The organism is Prevotella denticola, assembly GCF_900454835.1.
Classification (GTDB): domain Bacteria; phylum Bacteroidota; class Bacteroidia; order Bacteroidales; family Bacteroidaceae; genus Prevotella; species Prevotella denticola.
In genome coordinates, this window is the sequence record NZ_UGTM01000001.1 from 1,151,395 (window position 1) to 1,169,639 (window position 18,245).

At 49.3% G+C, this 18,245-nt stretch carries 16 protein-coding genes, 1 tRNA gene and 1 other RNA gene; 7 read left to right on the forward strand and 11 right to left on the reverse strand.

Going from position 1 to position 18,245, the window contains the following annotated elements; genetic code table 11:
- The first annotated feature begins 38 nt into the window (after positions 1 to 38).
- Both rpmI and rplT read left to right on the forward strand, forming a co-directional pair.
- Positions 39 to 236: a 50S ribosomal protein L35 gene (rpmI, locus tag DYH27_RS04895; protein ID WP_004353376.1), complete on the forward strand. Its 198-nt coding sequence runs from the start codon at positions 39 to 41 to the stop codon at positions 234 to 236.
- A 37-nt stretch (positions 237 to 273) separates the two neighbouring features.
- A complete protein-coding gene (rplT, locus tag DYH27_RS04900; RefSeq protein ID WP_004353347.1) occupies positions 274 to 618 on the forward strand; it encodes a 50S ribosomal protein L20 in 345 nt (114 codons plus the stop codon).
- A gap of 657 nt (positions 619 to 1,275) precedes the next feature.
- On the opposite strand, the gene hisS is transcribed toward rplT, so the two are convergent.
- The 11 genes from hisS to DYH27_RS04955 form a co-directional block, all read right to left on the reverse strand.
- Positions 1,276 to 2,643 (reverse strand): histidine--tRNA ligase, encoded by a 1,368-nt coding sequence (gene hisS, locus DYH27_RS04905; RefSeq protein ID WP_013671207.1) that lies wholly within the window; start codon positions 2,641 to 2,643, stop codon positions 1,276 to 1,278.
- A gap of 99 nt (positions 2,644 to 2,742) precedes the next feature.
- Positions 2,743 to 4,017 (reverse strand): adenylosuccinate synthase, encoded by a 1,275-nt coding sequence (locus DYH27_RS04910; RefSeq protein WP_013671206.1) that lies wholly within the window; start codon positions 4,015 to 4,017, stop codon positions 2,743 to 2,745.
- A 6-nt stretch (positions 4,018 to 4,023) separates the two neighbouring features.
- Complete coding sequence (locus DYH27_RS04915; RefSeq protein ID WP_004353373.1) at positions 4,024 to 4,521, reverse strand: Fur family transcriptional regulator; 498 nt, start codon at positions 4,519 to 4,521, stop codon at positions 4,024 to 4,026.
- 281 nt (positions 4,522 to 4,802) lie between these two features.
- Positions 4,803 to 4,873: transfer RNA gene (locus DYH27_RS13380), tRNA-Cys, on the reverse strand.
- A 180-nt stretch (positions 4,874 to 5,053) separates the two neighbouring features.
- On the reverse strand, positions 5,054 to 5,239 hold the full coding sequence (locus DYH27_RS04920; RefSeq protein ID WP_013671205.1) for a FeoB-associated Cys-rich membrane protein: 186 nt from the start codon (positions 5,237 to 5,239) through the stop codon (positions 5,054 to 5,056).
- An 18-nt stretch (positions 5,240 to 5,257) separates the two neighbouring features.
- Complete coding sequence (locus DYH27_RS04925; RefSeq protein ID WP_013671204.1) at positions 5,258 to 5,665, reverse strand: YkvA family protein; 408 nt, start codon at positions 5,663 to 5,665, stop codon at positions 5,258 to 5,260.
- 22 nt (positions 5,666 to 5,687) lie between these two features.
- Positions 5,688 to 6,116 (reverse strand): hypothetical protein, encoded by a 429-nt coding sequence (locus tag DYH27_RS04930; protein WP_025067414.1) that lies wholly within the window; start codon positions 6,114 to 6,116, stop codon positions 5,688 to 5,690.
- Positions 6,117 to 6,213: 97 nt separating this feature from the next.
- An RNA gene (gene rnpB / locus DYH27_RS04935) (RNase P RNA component class A) lies at positions 6,214 to 6,598 on the reverse strand.
- 869 nt (positions 6,599 to 7,467) lie between these two features.
- Positions 7,468 to 8,610 carry a cytochrome d ubiquinol oxidase subunit II gene (locus tag DYH27_RS04945; RefSeq protein WP_025067412.1) on the reverse strand — a complete coding sequence of 381 codons (1,143 nt, stop codon included), beginning with the start codon at positions 8,608 to 8,610 and terminating at the stop codon, positions 7,468 to 7,470.
- Positions 8,607 to 10,142: a cytochrome ubiquinol oxidase subunit I gene (locus DYH27_RS04950; RefSeq protein WP_025067411.1), complete on the reverse strand. Its 1,536-nt coding sequence runs from the start codon at positions 10,140 to 10,142 to the stop codon at positions 8,607 to 8,609. Before DYH27_RS04950 ends, DYH27_RS04945 begins: the two co-directional genes overlap by 4 nt.
- 80 nt (positions 10,143 to 10,222) lie before the next feature.
- Positions 10,223 to 10,438, reverse strand: coding sequence for a DUF4492 domain-containing protein (locus DYH27_RS04955; RefSeq protein WP_004353353.1), 216 nt, complete (start codon positions 10,436 to 10,438; stop codon positions 10,223 to 10,225).
- A gap of 195 nt (positions 10,439 to 10,633) precedes the next feature.
- Between DYH27_RS04955 and DYH27_RS04960 the strand changes: the two genes are divergently transcribed.
- From DYH27_RS04960 to DYH27_RS04980, 5 genes are all read left to right on the forward strand, one after another.
- Positions 10,634 to 12,139 (forward strand): TolC family protein, encoded by a 1,506-nt coding sequence (locus tag DYH27_RS04960; RefSeq protein WP_029216391.1) that lies wholly within the window; start codon positions 10,634 to 10,636, stop codon positions 12,137 to 12,139.
- Positions 12,140 to 12,219: 80 nt separating this feature from the next.
- On the forward strand, positions 12,220 to 13,203 hold the full coding sequence (locus DYH27_RS04965; protein ID WP_004353360.1) for an HlyD family secretion protein: 984 nt from the start codon (positions 12,220 to 12,222) through the stop codon (positions 13,201 to 13,203).
- Positions 13,204 to 13,335: 132 nt separating this feature from the next.
- Positions 13,336 to 14,517, forward strand: coding sequence for an ABC transporter permease (locus DYH27_RS04970; RefSeq protein WP_029216392.1), 1,182 nt, complete (start codon positions 13,336 to 13,338; stop codon positions 14,515 to 14,517).
- 62 nt (positions 14,518 to 14,579) lie between these two features.
- On the forward strand, positions 14,580 to 15,872 hold the full coding sequence (locus DYH27_RS04975; protein ID WP_025067410.1) for an ABC transporter permease: 1,293 nt from the start codon (positions 14,580 to 14,582) through the stop codon (positions 15,870 to 15,872).
- 245 nt (positions 15,873 to 16,117) lie between these two features.
- Positions 16,118 to 17,980, forward strand: coding sequence for a DNA topoisomerase 3 (locus DYH27_RS04980; RefSeq protein ID WP_013671195.1), 1,863 nt, complete (start codon positions 16,118 to 16,120; stop codon positions 17,978 to 17,980).
- The last annotated feature ends 265 nt before the right edge of the window (positions 17,981 to 18,245 follow it).

Genomic DNA, 18,245 nt, shown 5'->3' on the forward strand with positions numbered 1-18,245 from the left:
CAGATGATGAATAAATAACAATTTAAAAATTAACAAAAATGCCAAAACAGAAGACAAATTCCGGCGCAAAGAAGAGATTCACATTCACCGGTACTGGTAAGATCAAACGTCATCATGCTTACCACAGTCACATTCTGACTAAGAAGACAAAGAAACAGAAGAGAAATCTTGTTCACCAGACGCTCGTGGATGGTAGCAACCTGAAGCAGGTACGCGACCTGCTCAAACTCCGTTAATTCATTAGTCAAACAACATTAAAAGGAAAGAAAAACTATGCCAAGATCAGTCAATCATGTTGCTTCCAAAGCAAAGAGAACAAGAATTCTGAAGAAGACCAAGGGTTACTACGGTGCCCGCAAGAATGTCTGGACGGTAGCAAAGAACACCTATGAAAAAGGTTTGACTTATGCTTATCGTGATCGCCGTAACAAGAAACGCAACTTCCGCGCACTGTGGATTCAGCGTATCAATGCCGCTGCTCGTCTCTATGACATGAGCTACAGCCAGCTGATGGGTGCGCTGCACAAGGCAGGCATCGAAATCAACCGTAAGGTGCTTGCAGACCTTGCTGTCAACAATCAGGAGGCTTTCAAAGCCATTGTTGACAAGGTGAAATAAATCACGAGACGAAAGATACTCACACTACAGGTGAGTTCCGCCATAACACAAAAGAGCTGTCGCCCCCCTTTCCGGGCAACAGCTCTTTTTCTGTTGAGAGTAAGCACCGTTGGTATTGATGGTATTCACCATCGGTGTCAAGACCCGACACGAACGGCATCAGGCATTATAATGCCCGGACAGAAGCAGTTTGTCCATCGCAGATATGCTTGTGACAGATCAGCCGTAAAATTCTTTTCCTGTCACTTCCGTCACTCTTTAGAAATATATAACGTATTGACGCGCAACGTATTCATGAAGAATGTTAAAAATGACAGCAAATCAAAAATAAACTTTTGTTGTAAATAGCCGGCGGTTTTATCCCTATTCTCAGCATCCTACCACTATAATTTTCAGAGGTTTTTTATAAATCGAATGAGTTTTGACCCCACAAAATACCTACTGAACCATACTTTCAATTTTTCTTTCGGAAGAGTCTGTGTCTTTATAATCTTTAGAAAGCAGGTTTCTCCATACGCAAAAAAAAGAGTCCTGATACAAACTCAATGCTTGAGTTTCCAGGACTCTTTCTATAAAAGTGAATGTTTATCGTCTTTATGGGATTGTCGGTCTTGGCATGAAAGGCTTTATCCCTTTACGGCTTTATATACTTGGCTTTTATCTCTGCATAATAAGACTTATCATTTCTTCCGCCGTGACTAACTGCTGATTTCCTGTAGCCATGTCTTTCAGTGTAATCTTGTCTGCCTCTATCTCCGACTCGCCCGCAAGAGCAACAAAACCGATGCTCTTGGCATTGGCATAGCTCATCTGTTTCTTCATCTTTGCGTTGTCCGGATACATCTCGGCACGAATACCGGCCTGTCGGGCGGCTGCAATGATTGGCATACAATAGGCCGTCTCTTTCTCACCGAAGTTGATGAATAGCAGTTGCGTGCCCTGCACGCTCTCCTTAGGATAGAGATCAAGTGCATTCAGCACATCATAGATGCGGTCTGCACCAAAGCTGATACCTACTCCAGACAGTCCCGGCATACCGAATATTCCCGTGAGATTGTCGTAACGGCCGCCACCTGTGATGGATCCGATCTGTACATCGAGGGCCTTCACCTCGAAGATGGCGCCGGTGTAATAGTTCAGACCACGTGCCAGGGTAAGGTCAAGCTGAATCTCATTCTTCAGTCCTGATGTCTTCAGCATGTCAAGAATGAACCGAGTTTCTTCAACGCCCTTCAGGCCGGTCTCGCTGTCTTTCAGTAATTCGGCAATGACCGCAAGTTTCTCTTCGTTCGTTCCTTCCAGCTTGATGACAGGCTGCAGCTTCTCAATGGCTTCTTCCGAGATGTTGTTCTCGCGCAATTCAGCATTCACGTTGTCAAGTCCGATCTTGTCCAGCTTGTCGATGGCAACAGTAATGTCCACGATCTTGTCCTTTTCACCGATAACCTCAGCAATTCCGGTCAGGATCTTCCGGTTGTTTATCTTGATCTGTACCCGCACACCAAATTTCGAGAAGACCGTATCGACAATCTGCATTAATTCGACCTCATTCAGCAAAGAGTCAGACCCCACGACATCGGCGTCACACTGGTAGAATTCACGGTAACGTCCCTTCTGCGGACGGTCGGCACGCCATACGGGCTGAATCTGATAGCGTTTGAAAGGCAGCTGAAGTTCTTCACGATGCATTACGACATAACGTGCGAAAGGTACCGTGAGATCGTAACGTAATCCTTTCTCACAGAGCTTTGTCTGCATCTTGAGCGTGTTGCGTTCTGTCAGCTCGTCATCGCTGACAGACTTCAGATAATCTCCAGAATTGAGAATCTTGAAGAGGAGCTTGTCGCCTTCCTCACCATATTTTCCCATGAGCGTATGCAGCGTTTCCATAGCCGGGGTTTCAATCTGCTGGAAGCCATAGAGTGCATATACCTGCCTGATAGTATCGAATATATAATTTCTCTTGGCCATCTCCTCGGGACCGAAATCGCGTGTTCCTTTGGGGATGGAGGGTTTATTTGCCATTTTCTTTCATTTATGTTTAAAGTGATGGAAGAGCCTGTGTGAGAAATGCCATCGCACATTCTCTCTGCCGCTTATCACCATTTATTCATATTACTTAAATCACAAGACAATTGTCTGCTCACGGTCCGGACCGACAGAAACGATACCGATACGGGTCTCAAGGAAATCTTCAAGGAAAGCGACATAGTCACAGAATTCCTTTGGAAACTCCTCTGCCGACTTGCATTGTGTCATGTCTTTCTTCCATCCACGGAACTCTTTGTAGACAGGCTGTACATCATCTATTTCGTAGGGGAAATCCGTCGTCTGTGTGCCATCGGGCAATTTGTAGGCTACACAGGCCTTGATGGTCTCAAAACTGTCGAGGACATCACTCTTCATCATGATGAGTTCTGTAACACCATCAACCATTACCGAGTAACGGAGCTGGACGAGATCGATCCAGCCGCAACGGCGCTCACGGCCAGTAACAGCACCATACTCATGTCCAAGGTCACGGATTTTCCTGCCGGTTTCGTCAAAAAGCTCCGTGGGGAAAGGGCCGGAGCCGACACGCGTGCAGTAGGCTTTCATGATGCCATATACGTTACCTACTTTGTTGGGGCCTATCCCCAGTCCGGTACATGCACCGGCACAGATAGTATTTGATGACGTTACAAAAGGATAAGAACCGAAATCGACATCCAGCATTGTTCCCTGCGCACCTTCACAGAGAATGTTTTTTCCGTCACGCAGCAGGTGGTTTATTTCATGTTCGGAATCAACAAAACGGAATTCCTTCATGTATTCAATGCCCTCCATCCAAAGTTTTTCCGTCTTTTCAAAATCGTGAAAATCGGTCCATCCAAGTGCTGAAAGCATCTTCATGTGACGTTCCTTGTGTTCTGCGTATTTACGATCAAAATCACAAAGGATGTCGCCGACCCGCAGACCGTTCCGGCTAACCTTGTCGGTGTAGGTAGGTCCGATACCTTTACCGGTCGTGCCCACTTTGTCCTTGCCTTTTGCAGCCTCGTATGCACGGTCAAGGATACGGTGCGTAGGCATGATGAGGTGTGCTTTCTTAGAGATGTGCAGACGTTCTTTCAATGGATGTCCGCTCTTCTCCAGTTCTTTTGCCTCTCCCATGAACAAATCTGGAGCCAGAACCACACCGTTCCCGATGATATTCACCTTTCCGCCTTGGAATATACCGGACGGAATGGAACGCAGAACGTATTTCTGTCCTTCGAACTCCAGCGTGTGTCCTGCATTAGGACCTCCTTGGAAACGAGCCACTACGTCGTAGTGCGGTGTGAGCACATCTACGACCTTTCCTTTACCTTCATCACCCCATTGGAGACCCAACAGGACATCTACTTTACCTGTGTTCATTTGCTTTTATGTGAGTTTTTTACCTTGCCTCTTAGCTATTGTCTTGCTTTTCTGACGTGAAAGGACAGTCTGACAGCGTGAGCAGATTCCATATATATATAAGGAAAAACCATCCCTGCGGAACCGGTGGAACTTCGTGTTGCTGATCGCATCTGCAATCTCCGGTGATTCAATCTCTGTAACAGTTCCACACACAGTACAAATCTGATGGATATGATCCTCATTATCATAGCATGCTTCATATTTGGTCTGACCGATGAAACGATGCCTGACGACGAGACGCAACTCTATGAAAAGCCGCATCGTATTGTAGAGTGTGGCACGCGAAACCCGGAAGTTTCTTGTTTCCAGCTCCTTGCCAAGCTCTTCCAAGGAGAAATGTCCTCCCATATCATACACCGCATCCAGAATGGCATAACGCTCTGACGTCTTGCGATGATTATTTGCTTCGAGGTATTCATCCAGAATATCCCGAACTCTCTTTTTGACTATGTCTTTAGTCACTGCTAACTGATTAAATTCGCACAAAGATACCAATTTTTGACTATATAACGATTGTGTGGCAATAAAAAATAAGTTAAATATACAGGCGGACTCCATGCTGCATCCTCCGGTATTGCGAGTCACCTAAATTGATTGGAAGACATCTTCGTGGAATCTGTGAAAGAGTTCGGTTTCAGAAAATATCCAAGGCATCAATGTAATGAGTACAAATTCCGGCTCACGTAAAGGTGGCCGGCATAGAAATATAAAAAGGACTCACGGAATCGAGAGTCCTTTACTTGAGGTGCCTAGCGGAATCGAACCGCTCTACATGGTTTTGCAGACCATTGCCTAACCTCCCGGCCCAAGCACCATAGCTGTTTTGATTTTGCGAGTGCAAAGATAATCAATAAATTCTGTCTGGCAAAACATTTCACAGACTTTTTTAAAAAAGACTATACGGATTCTATCGGGACACGTCTCAATACAGTTCCAAGAGCCATAAGGCAAGCAGATGGATGTAAAGAACGACAGAAAGGCCACCCAGGACAATCTACTTGAAACAGACAGGCCTCTTACGTCCTTTCAATTTCTGCTTCGCCTTCAGCTGGTCGTGCAAGGCACAGCCTGCACACCCATGACAAGGGTCACTTGCCGAACGAAAGGCCTGCCATATCCGATAGACGACATAACCGAAGGCGGAAAGGAGCACAATGACCAAGACAACGTACTGCCACATACAGACCTCCTTTCAATATCAGACCGGCGTGTCTGTCGGATTATCCGCAAAAAGATCCTCTGTGAAGTTGATTTCATCATCGTCAAACCACTTCGACAGTTTCCCCCGCGCTTTCCCCTTCATCTCTTCGTCAACCGAAGTCCACACCTTTCCCAATGCATAGAGCAGAACGGTGAGGTCATCGCCCAGTCCCGCAATGGGAATAGCATCCGGCACGACATCAAGCGGCGAAATAAGGTAGCCCAGCGCACCGATGATGACAGCCTTGTCCTTCAACGAGACCTTGTCACTTTGTATCAGGTAGTACAGAATCAATGCCACGTAGACCAGCTTTGCGCCAGCACGTTTCGCGATGCGCTGTATCTTCTCTATGAAGCTCTGCTGGGAGAACTTGTCCTTGTATTTCTGCAAATCAGGTAAATCCATACAATCTTTACAATTAAGATAATCACTTGAAAGCCAGCACACAGTCAACATATTCCTTAACCGTCGGGTAATCACGGTTGACACGGCGTATCCTGTTGCGGACCCATGCCTTCATCAGAATTCTGTATATAAGAAACAGCACCAGTCCCACGGCAATGGCAGCAAGCACATTCCATACTCCTTTGAAAGGCAAAGAAGTATCCGGGAAAGCAGACAGTACCAGTATCGGCAGACAAAGCAGGATGCCGGCAACCGTATAGCGTGACCGCTCCGTCCCCTCACTGTCCAAGGCTGCCTGGTAATCAAAGAGATAGTCGGAAAGGACTTCTTCATTCACGCCGGCAGGCATCTGCGGAAAGCCCATCTCGTCCTTATGGTTTCTGATCCGGTTTTCTACCGTATGCTGGAAATCGTCCAGCACAGTAACATATTGCTCTTCTAAATCTTTCATGCACGTGTAAGTTTTATAATCCATGAAGGACGTTTCCCCCGCTTCATCATCTTCAACATAGAAGACTGTACAGAGAAGGGTATGTATAAGAAAAAAATAAAGCAGTGCCCCTGTAAGCCGGGTTCCGTCTCTTCCTCATCTTTCGATAATAGGAAGATGCCTGTCATTTATCTAATTTGCAGGTCACCCTGCAACTCAAGCATTCTACCCTCCGTTGTGCTTGCGCTCGGGCGGGCAGCCCTCAGACAACGGTTTACATGAACTTGCAGCTCCTGAACGGCACAGCCAGACGGTCGCCCGTCTGCCGGTGGTCTCTTACACCACCTTCTCACCCTTACCATCCCGGCGGGACGGCGGTTATTTTCTTCTGCCTACATCTACTGTCACCAATAGCTTCTATTTTCGGAAGCAGGATGCCCTTTGCTGCCCGGACTTTCCTCTCGCATCCATTACAGACACCAGCGACAGAGCCGGGACACTGCCTTATTGTGGGTACAAAGATAATGGAAAACATGGAAAAAGCAAAATTTTTCCTCGGTAATCTAAGCAAAATGTATTCAAACATGATGTGAGAAGAATAAAGTGTACAGTATATCCTCCTTTTTCGTCTCTCCATCGTCTGCTCCAGATGTTTCTGAATGACACATGAGACATACATACCGGTCATCACCAAAGGAAATGAGGATAAAACGCTTTTCGCTTTTAAAAAGGGTACGAAAGGTGCTCTCCATTGAATGTGTGGACAGCCGTTGTGCAGAGTATATGGCTTTAACGTGAAAGACCGGTCGTTAACTGATTCCATATATCTCCCCTTCCTGCACTTACATTTTCCTGAATGCTGCCCGATAAAAACTTTAGCAGTAGCCTTTCCATGCATAATCTCTTTTTTAAAGAGATAAATCCACATTGTTTTCGAGGAAGTATGCCCCTGACCAGAATAAGTCATGCCGGAGTCAATTCTTTATCAGCTACAAGCTGCACGTCCCGGCAATAAATGACAAGGAGTGGGCCGTCAACACGGCTGGTGTCTGCCGACAACACAGTAAGTGACGGGCATCAGCACATCCGCAGGGAAGGCCGGTTCATTCCTGTCGATATGGCGTACAGCAAGACGCTGAAAACTGACTTACACGGGAATGTCTGCCGGACAGCACTGATAATTATTCGGGGGGCGGGTAATGCAGATATGCAATGCCGGAATCTGCCGGACATTATAAACCTCCGCTTTATTTCCTGTCCATACCTTTAACGGAAGAACAAGAAATAGATGTATCTGATATGCCATTTTTCCATCAGCAGATCAGATACACCTTATATTATTCTATCATATTCAGTTCAACTGGTCCGAACACTAATAGGCATGGTCATCCTCCGCAATTTCCTTGCGGTCGATTGCCTTTCTGTCAATGGCCCGCCAGGCATAGACAATGTATGCCAGGACAAACGGAACAAGGAAGCTGACGTAGAACATGGCCTTGAGCGTGAACTCGCTTGACGAGCTGTTCTGTATGGTCAGCGAACTTTGGAGGTCGGCCGTCGACGGATAGTAAGCCGTGTTGTTCCATCCCGCAATAAGAAAAAGAACAAGAATCACGAGTACGACACCGATGCCGGCAGGCCAGATGCCACGGACATAATCAGGCTTGAGGACGGTCCTGACAATTCCAAACAACAACAACACAACGCCTGCAAGAAGAACGACAGCCAGCGGCCACATAGTCAGGAGATTGTTCAGATACTTCATAGGCTCCATCACGATCACTCCGGCCTCGTTGACCGCATAACCGTCGCCCAGCAGGACTACGGCAAGGAAAGGAAGGAAGAAGAAAAGAAACAGCACCGTATTGACAAACAGCTGCCTACGAATACGTCCACGGACAATGTCGTCATCCACATTATTATTGATATACAGCGTACCGAGGATGCGTGCAAGGAAGACAACAGAGACACCGAAGACGACTACCCACGGATTGAGCAGAACATCCAGTCCGCGCGAACCGTTTGCCCAGTGAGAGATGACAGGCTGCATGGCATCGGTGATGTTCCCTTTCTCTATGATAAAGTTGGAACCCGTGAAGAAAGTCGCCACAGCCCCGCCCAGCAGCAGCGGACCAAGAATGCCGTTGATGACCAGACATACCTGGAAGGTGCGGACACCGAAAAGGTTGCCTGCCTTATTCTGAAATTCATAACTGACAGCCTGGATAATGAATGTGAACAGTATCAGCAGCCACACCCAATAGGCACTGCCGAAACTCGTGCTGTAAAACAACGGAAATGAAGCAAAGAATGCTCCGCCGAATGTGACAAGTGTGGTGAACGTGAACTCCCACTTGCGTCCCGTCGAATTGACGAGCAGTCGACGTTCCTCCGGCGTCTTTCCTAACTGGAATATCATGGAATTCGCTCCCTGTACGAAGAGCAGGAAGACGAGTAATGCACCTAACAGCGAGATGATGAACCACCAGTAATGTTGCAGAAAATCGTATGTCATAGTTCTGGTCCTTTCTTGATTTGCTTACACATGATACTTATCTCCACTGCCAGCATTGCGGTGAAGAGAACGAGGAAGAGGAAGAAGGTGAATGCGATGCCGCCGCTTGAGAGGTCGCTTACCGCTGCCCATGTGGGAAGCATATCCTGGATTGTCCAGGGCTGGCGACCGAACTCTGCCACAAGCCATCCGCTCTCACTGGCAATATAAGCCAGAGGTATCAGCACAATGCCCAGTATCTGCAGCCAGCGGGGACGGGTAATGTCCTTCCTGTAAACGATGAAGAGCATGACGGCAAACACAAGGATGAAAAGTCCCCCCAGGCCAACCATGATACGGAAGGCCCAGAAGTTCACGGGAATGAACGGCACCAGCTGTCCGGCATCCTTGATATAGCCGTAACCGAAATACTTCATGTCGCGTTCCAGAATCTTCCGGTTGGCATCCTTGTTCTTTCCGGCACGGAAGTCCCTGAGAGCCTGAATGGCATTGCGGCCACGCTCCTGCTTCTCTTTCAAAGAAGGTTCTTTCGTCCCATCAGCTTTCTGGTAGCCGTTGATTACGTCTCTTACACCTGGGACAAAACCATGGGAATCGTGCGTTGCAAGGAGAGAGAGCAGGTTGGGAACAGCCATCCGCATGGGTGGTTCGGCATCTGTCATATAATCCGGCTGCCTGAAAGGATCGACCAAGGCTACGCCCGTAAGTCCCTGACCAGTACCGCCCTCATAGAGAGCCTCCATGGCTGCGAGCTTCATGGGCTGCGTCTGTGCAACCATATAAGCGGAGTTGTCACCCGTGAGAGCTGTCAGCAAAGAGGCTGCAAGACCGACGACAGATCCGATCTTTACACTTTGCATGGCCAGTTCCGTATGACGCTTGCGGAGCAGATACCAGCAGCCCACGCCGACGGTGAACGCTGCTCCCAGCACCCACGCAGAAGTGACAGTGTGCGTGAATTTGTCGATGGCAAACGGACTCAGAGCCACATCCAGGAATGACGTCATCTCATTGCGCATTGTTTCCGGATTGAAAGTGCAGCCGACAGGATACTGCATCCATGCGTTGGCCACGAGAATCCACCATGCAGAAATAGTAGCTCCCAGCCCTGTGAGCCATGTGGAAGCAAGATGGAAACCCGCTGACACCTTGTTCCAGCCGAAGAACATCACGGCGACGAAGGTCGACTCCATGAAGAAAGCCAGGATTCCCTCGATGGCAAGCGGGGCACCGAAAATATCGCCGACGAACCAGGAATAGTTGCTCCAGTTCGTTCCGAACTCGAACTCGAGGATGATGCCGGTGGCGACCCCCATGGCAAAGTTGATGCCGAACAACCGCTGCCAGAAGCGGGCGGCCATACGCCAGAACTCCTTCCGGGTGCGATAATAACAAGTTTCCATGATTCCCATGATGACCGCCAGACCCAGCGTCAAGGGAACGAAAAGCCAGTGATAGATGGCTGTCAGTGCAAACTGCGCACGCGACCAGTCAACTGTTCCTGGATCAATGGTTAAGAGTAGGTTTTCCATTGTTTTCTGTTATTTGTTTAAAAGTTAAGAATTGAATGTCCTTCTATCAGCGTGAAGGGAAGGATCCGCCTGCGTATGCGCTACCGTTTCATCAGCTGCTGCTCGATGAAGTCGACCTCTCTTCCGGGTTTTGCCTTCTGCTTCAGAAAGTTCGGAAAGAAGAATACTTTCAGCACAAGGAAGATGATAATCAGCTTGACTATTATCACCGTCCACAGCGTCTTGCCCAAAGTCATGTGCCGGAAACCGTCGTAGTAAAGGTCGAAGACACGGTAAATGAATCCCTTCTTGTTCACAGTATGAAATAGTTTTCTACTTGTATTTTATACAGATTACGTCTGCAAAGGTAAACAAATATTCTCAAAGTTGTTCTATATTTCCCTAAAAATAGGCGTAATTTTGTATTTTAAAGATTATCAACGTGCTTTTCAGGTATATTCCCTGTAAAAAAGTGTACTTTTGCAGGGAATATTTTTAGAACCCTTTAGGTAATGAAGAAACTATTCAACATATTGATGCTGATCAGTATCTCCCCCGGCATCCAGGCACAGGAAGTGTATTCCCTGCAGCGATGCCGGGAGCTGGCCTTGCAGAACAACCGCCAGCTAAAGGTGTCTCGTATGGCGGCCGATGTGGCCGAAAACACACACAAGGCGGCCAAGACGAAGTATCTGCCACGTGTCGACGCTCTTGCCGGATATCAGCATTTCTCACGGGAGATATCACTTCTGAACGACAAGCAGAAACAAGCTCTTGGTAATCTCGGCACCAATACGGTCGGACAGCTGGGAGGACAAATCGGACAAAACCTCAGTTCCCTGGTACAGCAGGGTCTCATCAGCCCGCAGGCAGCACAGCAGCTTGGACAGGTTCTCGGTAGCATAACAACACCGCTCACCCAGGCTGGGAACAACATCGGACAAAGTATCAACGATGCCTTCCGCTCAAACACAAAGAACATCTACAGCGGCGGCATCATCGTCAATCAGCCCATCTATATGGGCGGGGCCATCAAGGCTGCAAACAACATGGCAGCCATCGGTGAGCAGGTTGTCGAGAACAACATCAGTCTCAAACGGCAGCTGATTCTCTACGGTGTGGACAACGCGTATTGGCTTGCCATCTCGCTGAAAAAGAAAGAAGCCTTGGCCATACGCTACCGCGACCTTGCACAGAAGCTGGACGACGACGTAAAGAAAATGATACAGGCAGGCGTGGCAACACGTGCGGACGGCCTCAAAGTTGATGTTGCCGTCAACACGGCAGATCTGCAGATAGCCCATATCCAAAGCGGCGTTTCACTGACAAAGATGGCATTATGCGAACTTTGCGGCCTTGAATTGGACGGAGACATAAGACTGTCAGATGAAGGGGACGCCGACCTTACCCCTACGCCATCAGCGCAGTTTGAAGTGCGAGATACGACCGGTTCAGACAGTAGAGAGACCGCCGACGTGCGGCCAGAGCTTCGACTGCTGCAGAATGCTATTGACATGAGCCGGCAGAACACCAAGCTCGTACGTTCACTCTATCTTCCCCACGTGCTGCTGACAGGCGGCTATTCATTATCCAACCCCAACCTCTTCAATGGTTTTCAGAAACGATTCACCGACCTTTGGAACATCGGCATAACCGTCCAGGTTCCGATATGGAACTGGGGCGAGGGGAAGTATAAAGTGCGGGCAAGCAAGACGGCAACGAGCATTGCACAACTGGAAATGGATGACGCACGCAAGAAAATAGACCTTGAAGTAGAGCAAAACCGTCTCCGCCTCAAAGATGCCAGCAAACAGCTCGCTACAGCCCATAAAAACATGGAGGCAGCAGAAGAAAATCTGCGCTGTGCAAACATCGGATTCAAGGAAGGCGTCATGACTGTAACCGATGTCATGACAGCTCAGACTGCCTGGCAGACAGCTCGGACAGCAATCATTGATGCCGAAATCAATGTCAAACTGGCACAGACAGGATTACAGAAAGCACTTGGAATCCTCTGAATATTGAGAACCGGGACTTGAACTTTACTATCAACTCAAAAGTCAAACATCAAATCGCAAACCGCAATAAACAAAGAAATATGTCAGCTAAATCACAACATAGAAACATCCTTCTTGCCGTTTTAGGCCTTGCATCAGTCGTCGTCCTCGTTGCTGTTATCGGCTATTTCACAATAGACAGGACGCAGGAAGTGATACAGGGAGAAGTGGAAGTAAGCGAATACCGTGTCGCCTGCAAACTCCCAGGCCGGATTACGGATATAAAGGTAAAGGAAGGTGACTTCGTCCATAAGGGTGATACCCTCGCCACACTGGCCATCCCCGAAGCCAGCGCACAGGAAAAAGTGGCAGAAGCGACTGCCGGAGCAACAGATGCTCTAAGCGCACTGGCCGAAGCACCGACACGCCACGAGACCGTAGAAAGTGCCTACCAGCTCTACCAGCAGGCCATTGCAGCCAACGGTATTGCAGAGAAGACCTACGGGCGTATGCAGCGGCTCTATGACGAAGGTGTAATGACAGCACAGAAACGTGACGAGGCCATGGCAGCCTACGAAGCAACGAAAGCCGGCGTAGAGGCTGCCAAGGCGCAGTGGGAACTTGCCAAAAACGGTGCACGGCAGGAGACGAAAGAAGCGGCGAAGAAGCAGGCACAGGCCGCACGGTCCGCCATCGACGTGGTCCGTTCCGTACTGAAAGAGACCGTACAGCGTGCAACCGCTGACGGTGAAGTCGAGACTATCTATCCGAAGGTCGGCGAACTCGTCGGTCTGGGAAGTCCCATTATGAGCATCTCCATGGTCGATGATATCTGGGGAACATTCAACGTCCGTGAGGATCAGCTCAAGAAGATAAAGGTTGGAACCGTTCTGAAAGTCTACGTGCCAGCCCTCGACAAAAACATAGAGATGCGCGTGACCTCTTTGAAAGATCAAGGCTCCTACGCCGTATGGAAAGCGACAAAGACCAACGGACAATATGACCTCAAGACGTTCCAGGTGAAGGCACGGCCTACAAAGAAAGTGGAGGACCTGAAGGCCGGTATGTCGCTGATACTGAAATAAGCGGTCTTATCCTCCTCCATAGACTGCCTGACAGGCATTCCCTGCGGACCTTTCATCGCCTATCATCGCACATGATCGCCGCCATCACTTGTCACTGCCCGTAAAAATCAGTCCAGGATGTTTCCCATTGCAATGAAGAAACTATCTCTCTACATAAGAAGAATCGTCAACATCTCTGCCCGGGAGGTGGAGCTGATGATTCACAACCCCATCTACATCTGCTGCATGGTGGTGTTTCCACTTGTCGTTATTTTCTTCTTCACGTCCTTGATGAACGAGGGACAGCCAGAAGAACTACCCTGCGGGATCGTCGACAACGACAACACTTCCACGACACGCGCCATGGTCCGGCAGCTGGATGCTTTCCAAAGCACACACGTTGCAGGCTACTACAACAGTGTTGCCGAAGCACGCAAAGCCATACAGCGCAATGAAATCTACGCCTTCCTGTATATCCCGGAAGGCACAACAGCCAGACTTATCTCCCAGCGTCAGCCGAAAGTATCCTTCTATTACAGCAACGTGACTCTCGTCGCCGGCAACATGCTTTTCAGGGACCTCAAGACAATAACGACACTCAGCTCGGCGGCCATGGGGTCGGCAAAGCTGCAGATGCTGGGCAAGACTCCTATGGAAATCAAGAATTTCATCCAGCCAATAGCACTCGACCTGCACATGGTAGGCAATCCATGGATGAACTACAATGTCTATCTGAGCAGTATCATGATTCCCGGCATATTGATTCTGTTCATGTTCCTCATCACGGCCTACTCCATCGGAACAGAGCTGAAATTCGGAAGAGCACACAAGTGGATGTCGATGGCTGAAAACAACATTTTCATAGCCCTGACAGGAAAGCTCCTGCCACAGACGCTCGTCTTCATGAGCATCTTCTTAGGCTATGAATGGTATATCTATGGTCATCTGGACTTTCCGCATCCCGGCGGCCTGCACATGATTCTTCTGCTTGCAGCCCTGACGGTTCTGTCTTCCCAGGGATTCGGCGTATTCGCCTTCGGACTGATGCCTTCCCTGCGAATGTCAATGAGTATATGTTCGCTGTGGGCCGTCGTGGGATTCTCGGCCTGCGGTGCGACCTTCCCGCTCTTTGCCATGGACGGCATGATAGAATCCTTGGCCCAAATCATCCCGTTGCGCCACTACTATATGATTTATCAGATATGCATCTTCAACGGTTATCCACTGATTGATGCGTGGGTGAATGTCGTTGCCCTGGTGGCTTTTGCAACCCTGCCCATTCTTGTGACACACAATATAAAACGGGCTATGGTGGAGTATGTGTATATACCCTAAAGACCGCTCCCGCCCCCACATAACTGTCATCTGTTATCCATCATCGCTTATCATCGCCTATCATGTCAGAATCAACCTCCTCACACACTACCACACAGAAAGCAGACAGAGGACTGCTGGGTTTCCTCTCCTCCATATGTTACATCTGGTGGCTGGAAACAAAGAGTACGGTAAAGGACGAAGGAGTATTGATTTTCTTCCTTCTCGTCCCCCTTGCCTACCCTCTGCTTTATTCATGGATATACAACAATGAGGTTGTCCGCGAGGTACCTGTCGCAGTCGTCGACCTCTCCCACTCCGCTTCTTCCCGTGAATTCATCCGTGATTTCGATGCCTCGCCGGATGTACATGCCGCCTGCTATTGCAACAACTTGCAGGAAGCACAGGACCTGACAGGCAAGCAGGTCGTGCATGGAATTCTCTATTTCCCGGAAGATTTCGACAGGACATTGAACCGTGGCGAACAGACACACGTGGGTGTCTACTGCGACATGAGTCTGATGCTGACCTACAAGGCCATCTACCAGACGGCACAGGCCGTATCTCTCGAGATGGGAGCTGAGCGGCAGAAGCCACGCTCGTTCTCGTTTACGGAACGCGACGAAGAGCTGAACACCGAGCCCCTGTCGGTTGATGCACAGCCTATCTTCAACACGACAGGAGGCTATGGAAATGCTATCCTGCCTGGCGTGCTGATCCTCATCCTGCAACAGACACTGCTCCTGGGCATCGGTCTCTCTGCAGGAACAGCGCGAGAGAACAACCGTTTCCAGGACCTCGTTCCTATCGGCAGACATTATGACGGCATCATGAAGATTGTATTGGGAAAATCCTCCTGCTATTTCATGGTCTATTGCGTCATGTCAGCTTACATCACCATGGCTGTCCCCTATTTCTTCAGTTTTACAATGCTTGCACGTCCCGCCGACCTTTTCCGGCTTCTCCTGCCTTACCTGCTGGCAGTCATCTTCTTCGGTATGGCCCTCTCCTGTCTTGTACGCTATCGGGAGAATGTGATGCTGCTGGTAGTCTTCACATCCGTACCGTTCCTTTTTCTCACAGGTGTTTCATGGCCGCAAAGCAACATTCCCGGTATATGGCAGGGCCTCAGCTGGCTCATCCCGTCCACTTTCGGTGTACGTGGCTACCTGCGGATATCGTCCATGGGAGGGACTGTCAATGACATTCTGCCCGAAGTCCGTGCACTGTGGACACAGGCTGTCGTCTATTTTGTCATAACCTGCTTCGTGTACAGATATCAGATCATCAGTGCGCGCAAGCATGCCATCGCTCATTACCAGATGATACAGAACAGCATCCGAGCGGCACGTGAAAAGCAGGCAGCCGACAAATAATCCCGCCGCTGCCCCACTCCTGTGAGCGAAGTCATCCTTGGAGACTGTCATGCATCACAAGCAACAATCTTCTGTTACCGTACCTCTATTTTCACGGAAATACTTACCTTTGCACGTGCGGAAGACGACTTACACTGCAAAATAAAGGTATAGAAAGGGGCGGTGATACAGTAACAGCATCTGTCTTACCTCTTGCTTCTACATCCTCCCTCCGTCCTTCCACGGTCATCTTTTTTGAAGAAAACATGATAGTTTGCATAGCAGAGAAACCCAGTGTTGCGAAAGACATAGCCCGGATTCTTGGAGCCGACAAGCCCTGCAATGGTTACATGGAAGGCAACAACTACCAGGTGACATGGACCTTCGGCCATCTTTGTGAGCTGAAAGAGCCGAATGATTACTTCGCCAACTGGAAGCACTGGAGCCTGGCGGCACTCCCTATGATTCCCCCACGCTTCGGCATAAAACTCATCGAAGACGAAGGCATCAAGAAGCAGTTTGCCGTCATTGAGAAGCTGTACCACTCGGCCGAACTGATCATCAACTGTGGTGATGCCGGTCAGGAAGGAGAACTGATCCAACGCTGGGTAATGCAGAAAGCCGGCATAAAATGCCCGGTGAAACGACTGTGGATATCCTCCATGACCGATGAGGCCATCCGTGAAGGATTCGCTCACCTGAAAGAGCAGCAACAGTACCAGCCGCTTTACCTCGCCGGTCTCTCTCGTGCCATCGGCGACTGGCTGCTGGGTATGAATGCCACACGCCTCTACACTTTAAAGTATGGAAACAACAGCTACGGGAAAGGGCAGATTCTGTCCATAGGACGAGTCCAGACCCCGACACTTGCCCTCATCGTACAACGGCAGAAGGAGATAGACAATTTCAAGCCGGAACCCTACTGGGTGCTGGCAACCGTCTATCGTGACACACAGTTCACGGCAACGAAAGGAAAGTACAAGTCCAAGGAAGAAGGCGAACAGGCCTTCTCCACCATCGAGGGGAAACCGTTTACCGTCACAAACGTGACGAAAAAGAATGGGGCAGAACAACCCCATCAGCTCTACGACCTTACTTCGCTGCAGGTAGACTGTAACCGCAAGTTCGGCTTCTCTGCGGAAATGACGCTCAACACCGTCCAGACCCTCTATGAAAGGAAATTCACAACTTATCCTCGTGTGGACACCCAGTTCCTTTCAGACGACATATACCCGAAGTGTCCACAGATCATGAACGGGCTTTTCAAGACGGCTTTCGCAGGTAAACGTCCCTATGCCGGCCTTGTCAAGACATTAGGCGGAAAGCCCTTGTCCAAGACAAAACGTGTGTTCGACTCTTCGAAAGTAACTGATCACCACGCTATCATCCCGACAGGAATTCCACCACAGGGGCTTACTGATGTAGAACACAAGGTTTACGACCTCATTGTCCGGCGTTTCATCGCCGCCTTTTATCCCGACTGCAAATTCGCCACGACTACCGTTTCGGGCAAGGTGGACGAAATCGAGTTCAAGGTATCGGGAAAGGAAATACTGGATCCTGGATGGAGAATCTGCACTGACACACCGGCCAGCCCTGTCCCCTCGGCAGAAGGACAGGGGGAGGGAACTGCCACTTCCCCCCTCCTTCCCACTTTCGCCAAGGGAGAGTCCGGGCCGCACACCCCCACCCTCACGGAGAAGCAGACCACCCCGCCCAAACATTATACGGAAGCCTCGCTGCTCCGTGCCATGGAGACAGCCGGAAAGCTCGTTGAAGACGAAACGCTACGTGCCGCCATGAAAGCTAACGGTATCGGACGGCCGTCTTCACGTGCCGGAATCATCGAAACGCTCTTCAAACGGCATTATATCCGGAGAAAACGGAAAAGCATAGAAGCAACCGACATGGGAATCGCCCTCATCGACACAATACACGAGAAGCTCCTCACTTCTGCTGAACTGACTGGTATATGGGAGAAGAAACTCCGCGACATCGAAGCGGAAAAGTATGATGCCGCACAGTTCATCAGCGAACTGAAGCTGCAGATTACCAGCATTGTCAATGATGTCCTGGCCGACAACTCCAACAGGAAGATAGGACAGGCTGATGGGAAAGAGGGAGTATGACGATAAAGAGAAACCGCTTTTTTTCTACAGACAGCCGGCAGACGAAACGAAGCGAACAGCCGGCAGACTCACTCGTGGAGGTGCAGGAAACCGGCCTCAACATATGGGAAGGGTGTTCCCAGCCGTTGGGAACACCCTTCCCGGCCGTTGGGACAGCAAGTCCCAACCGGTCGGGGACTGTCTTCCCAACAGTCGAAATTAATATATTTTCGCCTTTCTCCTTGTGCTGTTTTAATTTATATTATTATCTTTGCACCGATTATTT

Excerpts from the sequence above, each read along its gene's own strand:
- rpmI (WP_004353376.1), top strand. The coding sequence starts at position 39 with ATGCCAAAACAGAAGACAAATTCCGGCGCAAAGAAGAGATTCACATTC.
- rplT (WP_004353347.1), top strand. The coding sequence starts at position 274 with ATGCCAAGATCAGTCAATCATGTTGCTTCCAAAGCAAAGAGAACAAGA.
- hisS (WP_013671207.1), bottom strand. The coding sequence starts at position 2,643 with ATGGCAAATAAACCCTCCATCCCCAAAGGAACACGCGATTTCGGTCCC.
- DYH27_RS04910 (WP_013671206.1), bottom strand. The coding sequence starts at position 4,017 with ATGAACACAGGTAAAGTAGATGTCCTGTTGGGTCTCCAATGGGGTGAT.
- DYH27_RS04920 (WP_013671205.1), bottom strand. The coding sequence starts at position 5,239 with ATGTGGCAGTACGTTGTCTTGGTCATTGTGCTCCTTTCCGCCTTCGGT.
- DYH27_RS04925 (WP_013671204.1), bottom strand. The coding sequence starts at position 5,665 with ATGGATTTACCTGATTTGCAGAAATACAAGGACAAGTTCTCCCAGCAG.
- DYH27_RS04930 (WP_025067414.1), bottom strand. The coding sequence starts at position 6,116 with ATGAAAGATTTAGAAGAGCAATATGTTACTGTGCTGGACGATTTCCAG.
- DYH27_RS04945 (WP_025067412.1), bottom strand. The coding sequence starts at position 8,610 with ATGACATACGATTTTCTGCAACATTACTGGTGGTTCATCATCTCGCTG.
- DYH27_RS04950 (WP_025067411.1), bottom strand. The coding sequence starts at position 10,142 with ATGGAAAACCTACTCTTAACCATTGATCCAGGAACAGTTGACTGGTCG.
- DYH27_RS04960 (WP_029216391.1), top strand. The coding sequence starts at position 10,634 with ATGAAGAAACTATTCAACATATTGATGCTGATCAGTATCTCCCCCGGC.
- DYH27_RS04965 (WP_004353360.1), top strand. The coding sequence starts at position 12,220 with ATGTCAGCTAAATCACAACATAGAAACATCCTTCTTGCCGTTTTAGGC.
- DYH27_RS04970 (WP_029216392.1), top strand. The coding sequence starts at position 13,336 with ATGAAGAAACTATCTCTCTACATAAGAAGAATCGTCAACATCTCTGCC.
- DYH27_RS04975 (WP_025067410.1), top strand. The coding sequence starts at position 14,580 with ATGTCAGAATCAACCTCCTCACACACTACCACACAGAAAGCAGACAGA.
- DYH27_RS04980 (WP_013671195.1), top strand. The coding sequence starts at position 16,118 with ATGATAGTTTGCATAGCAGAGAAACCCAGTGTTGCGAAAGACATAGCC.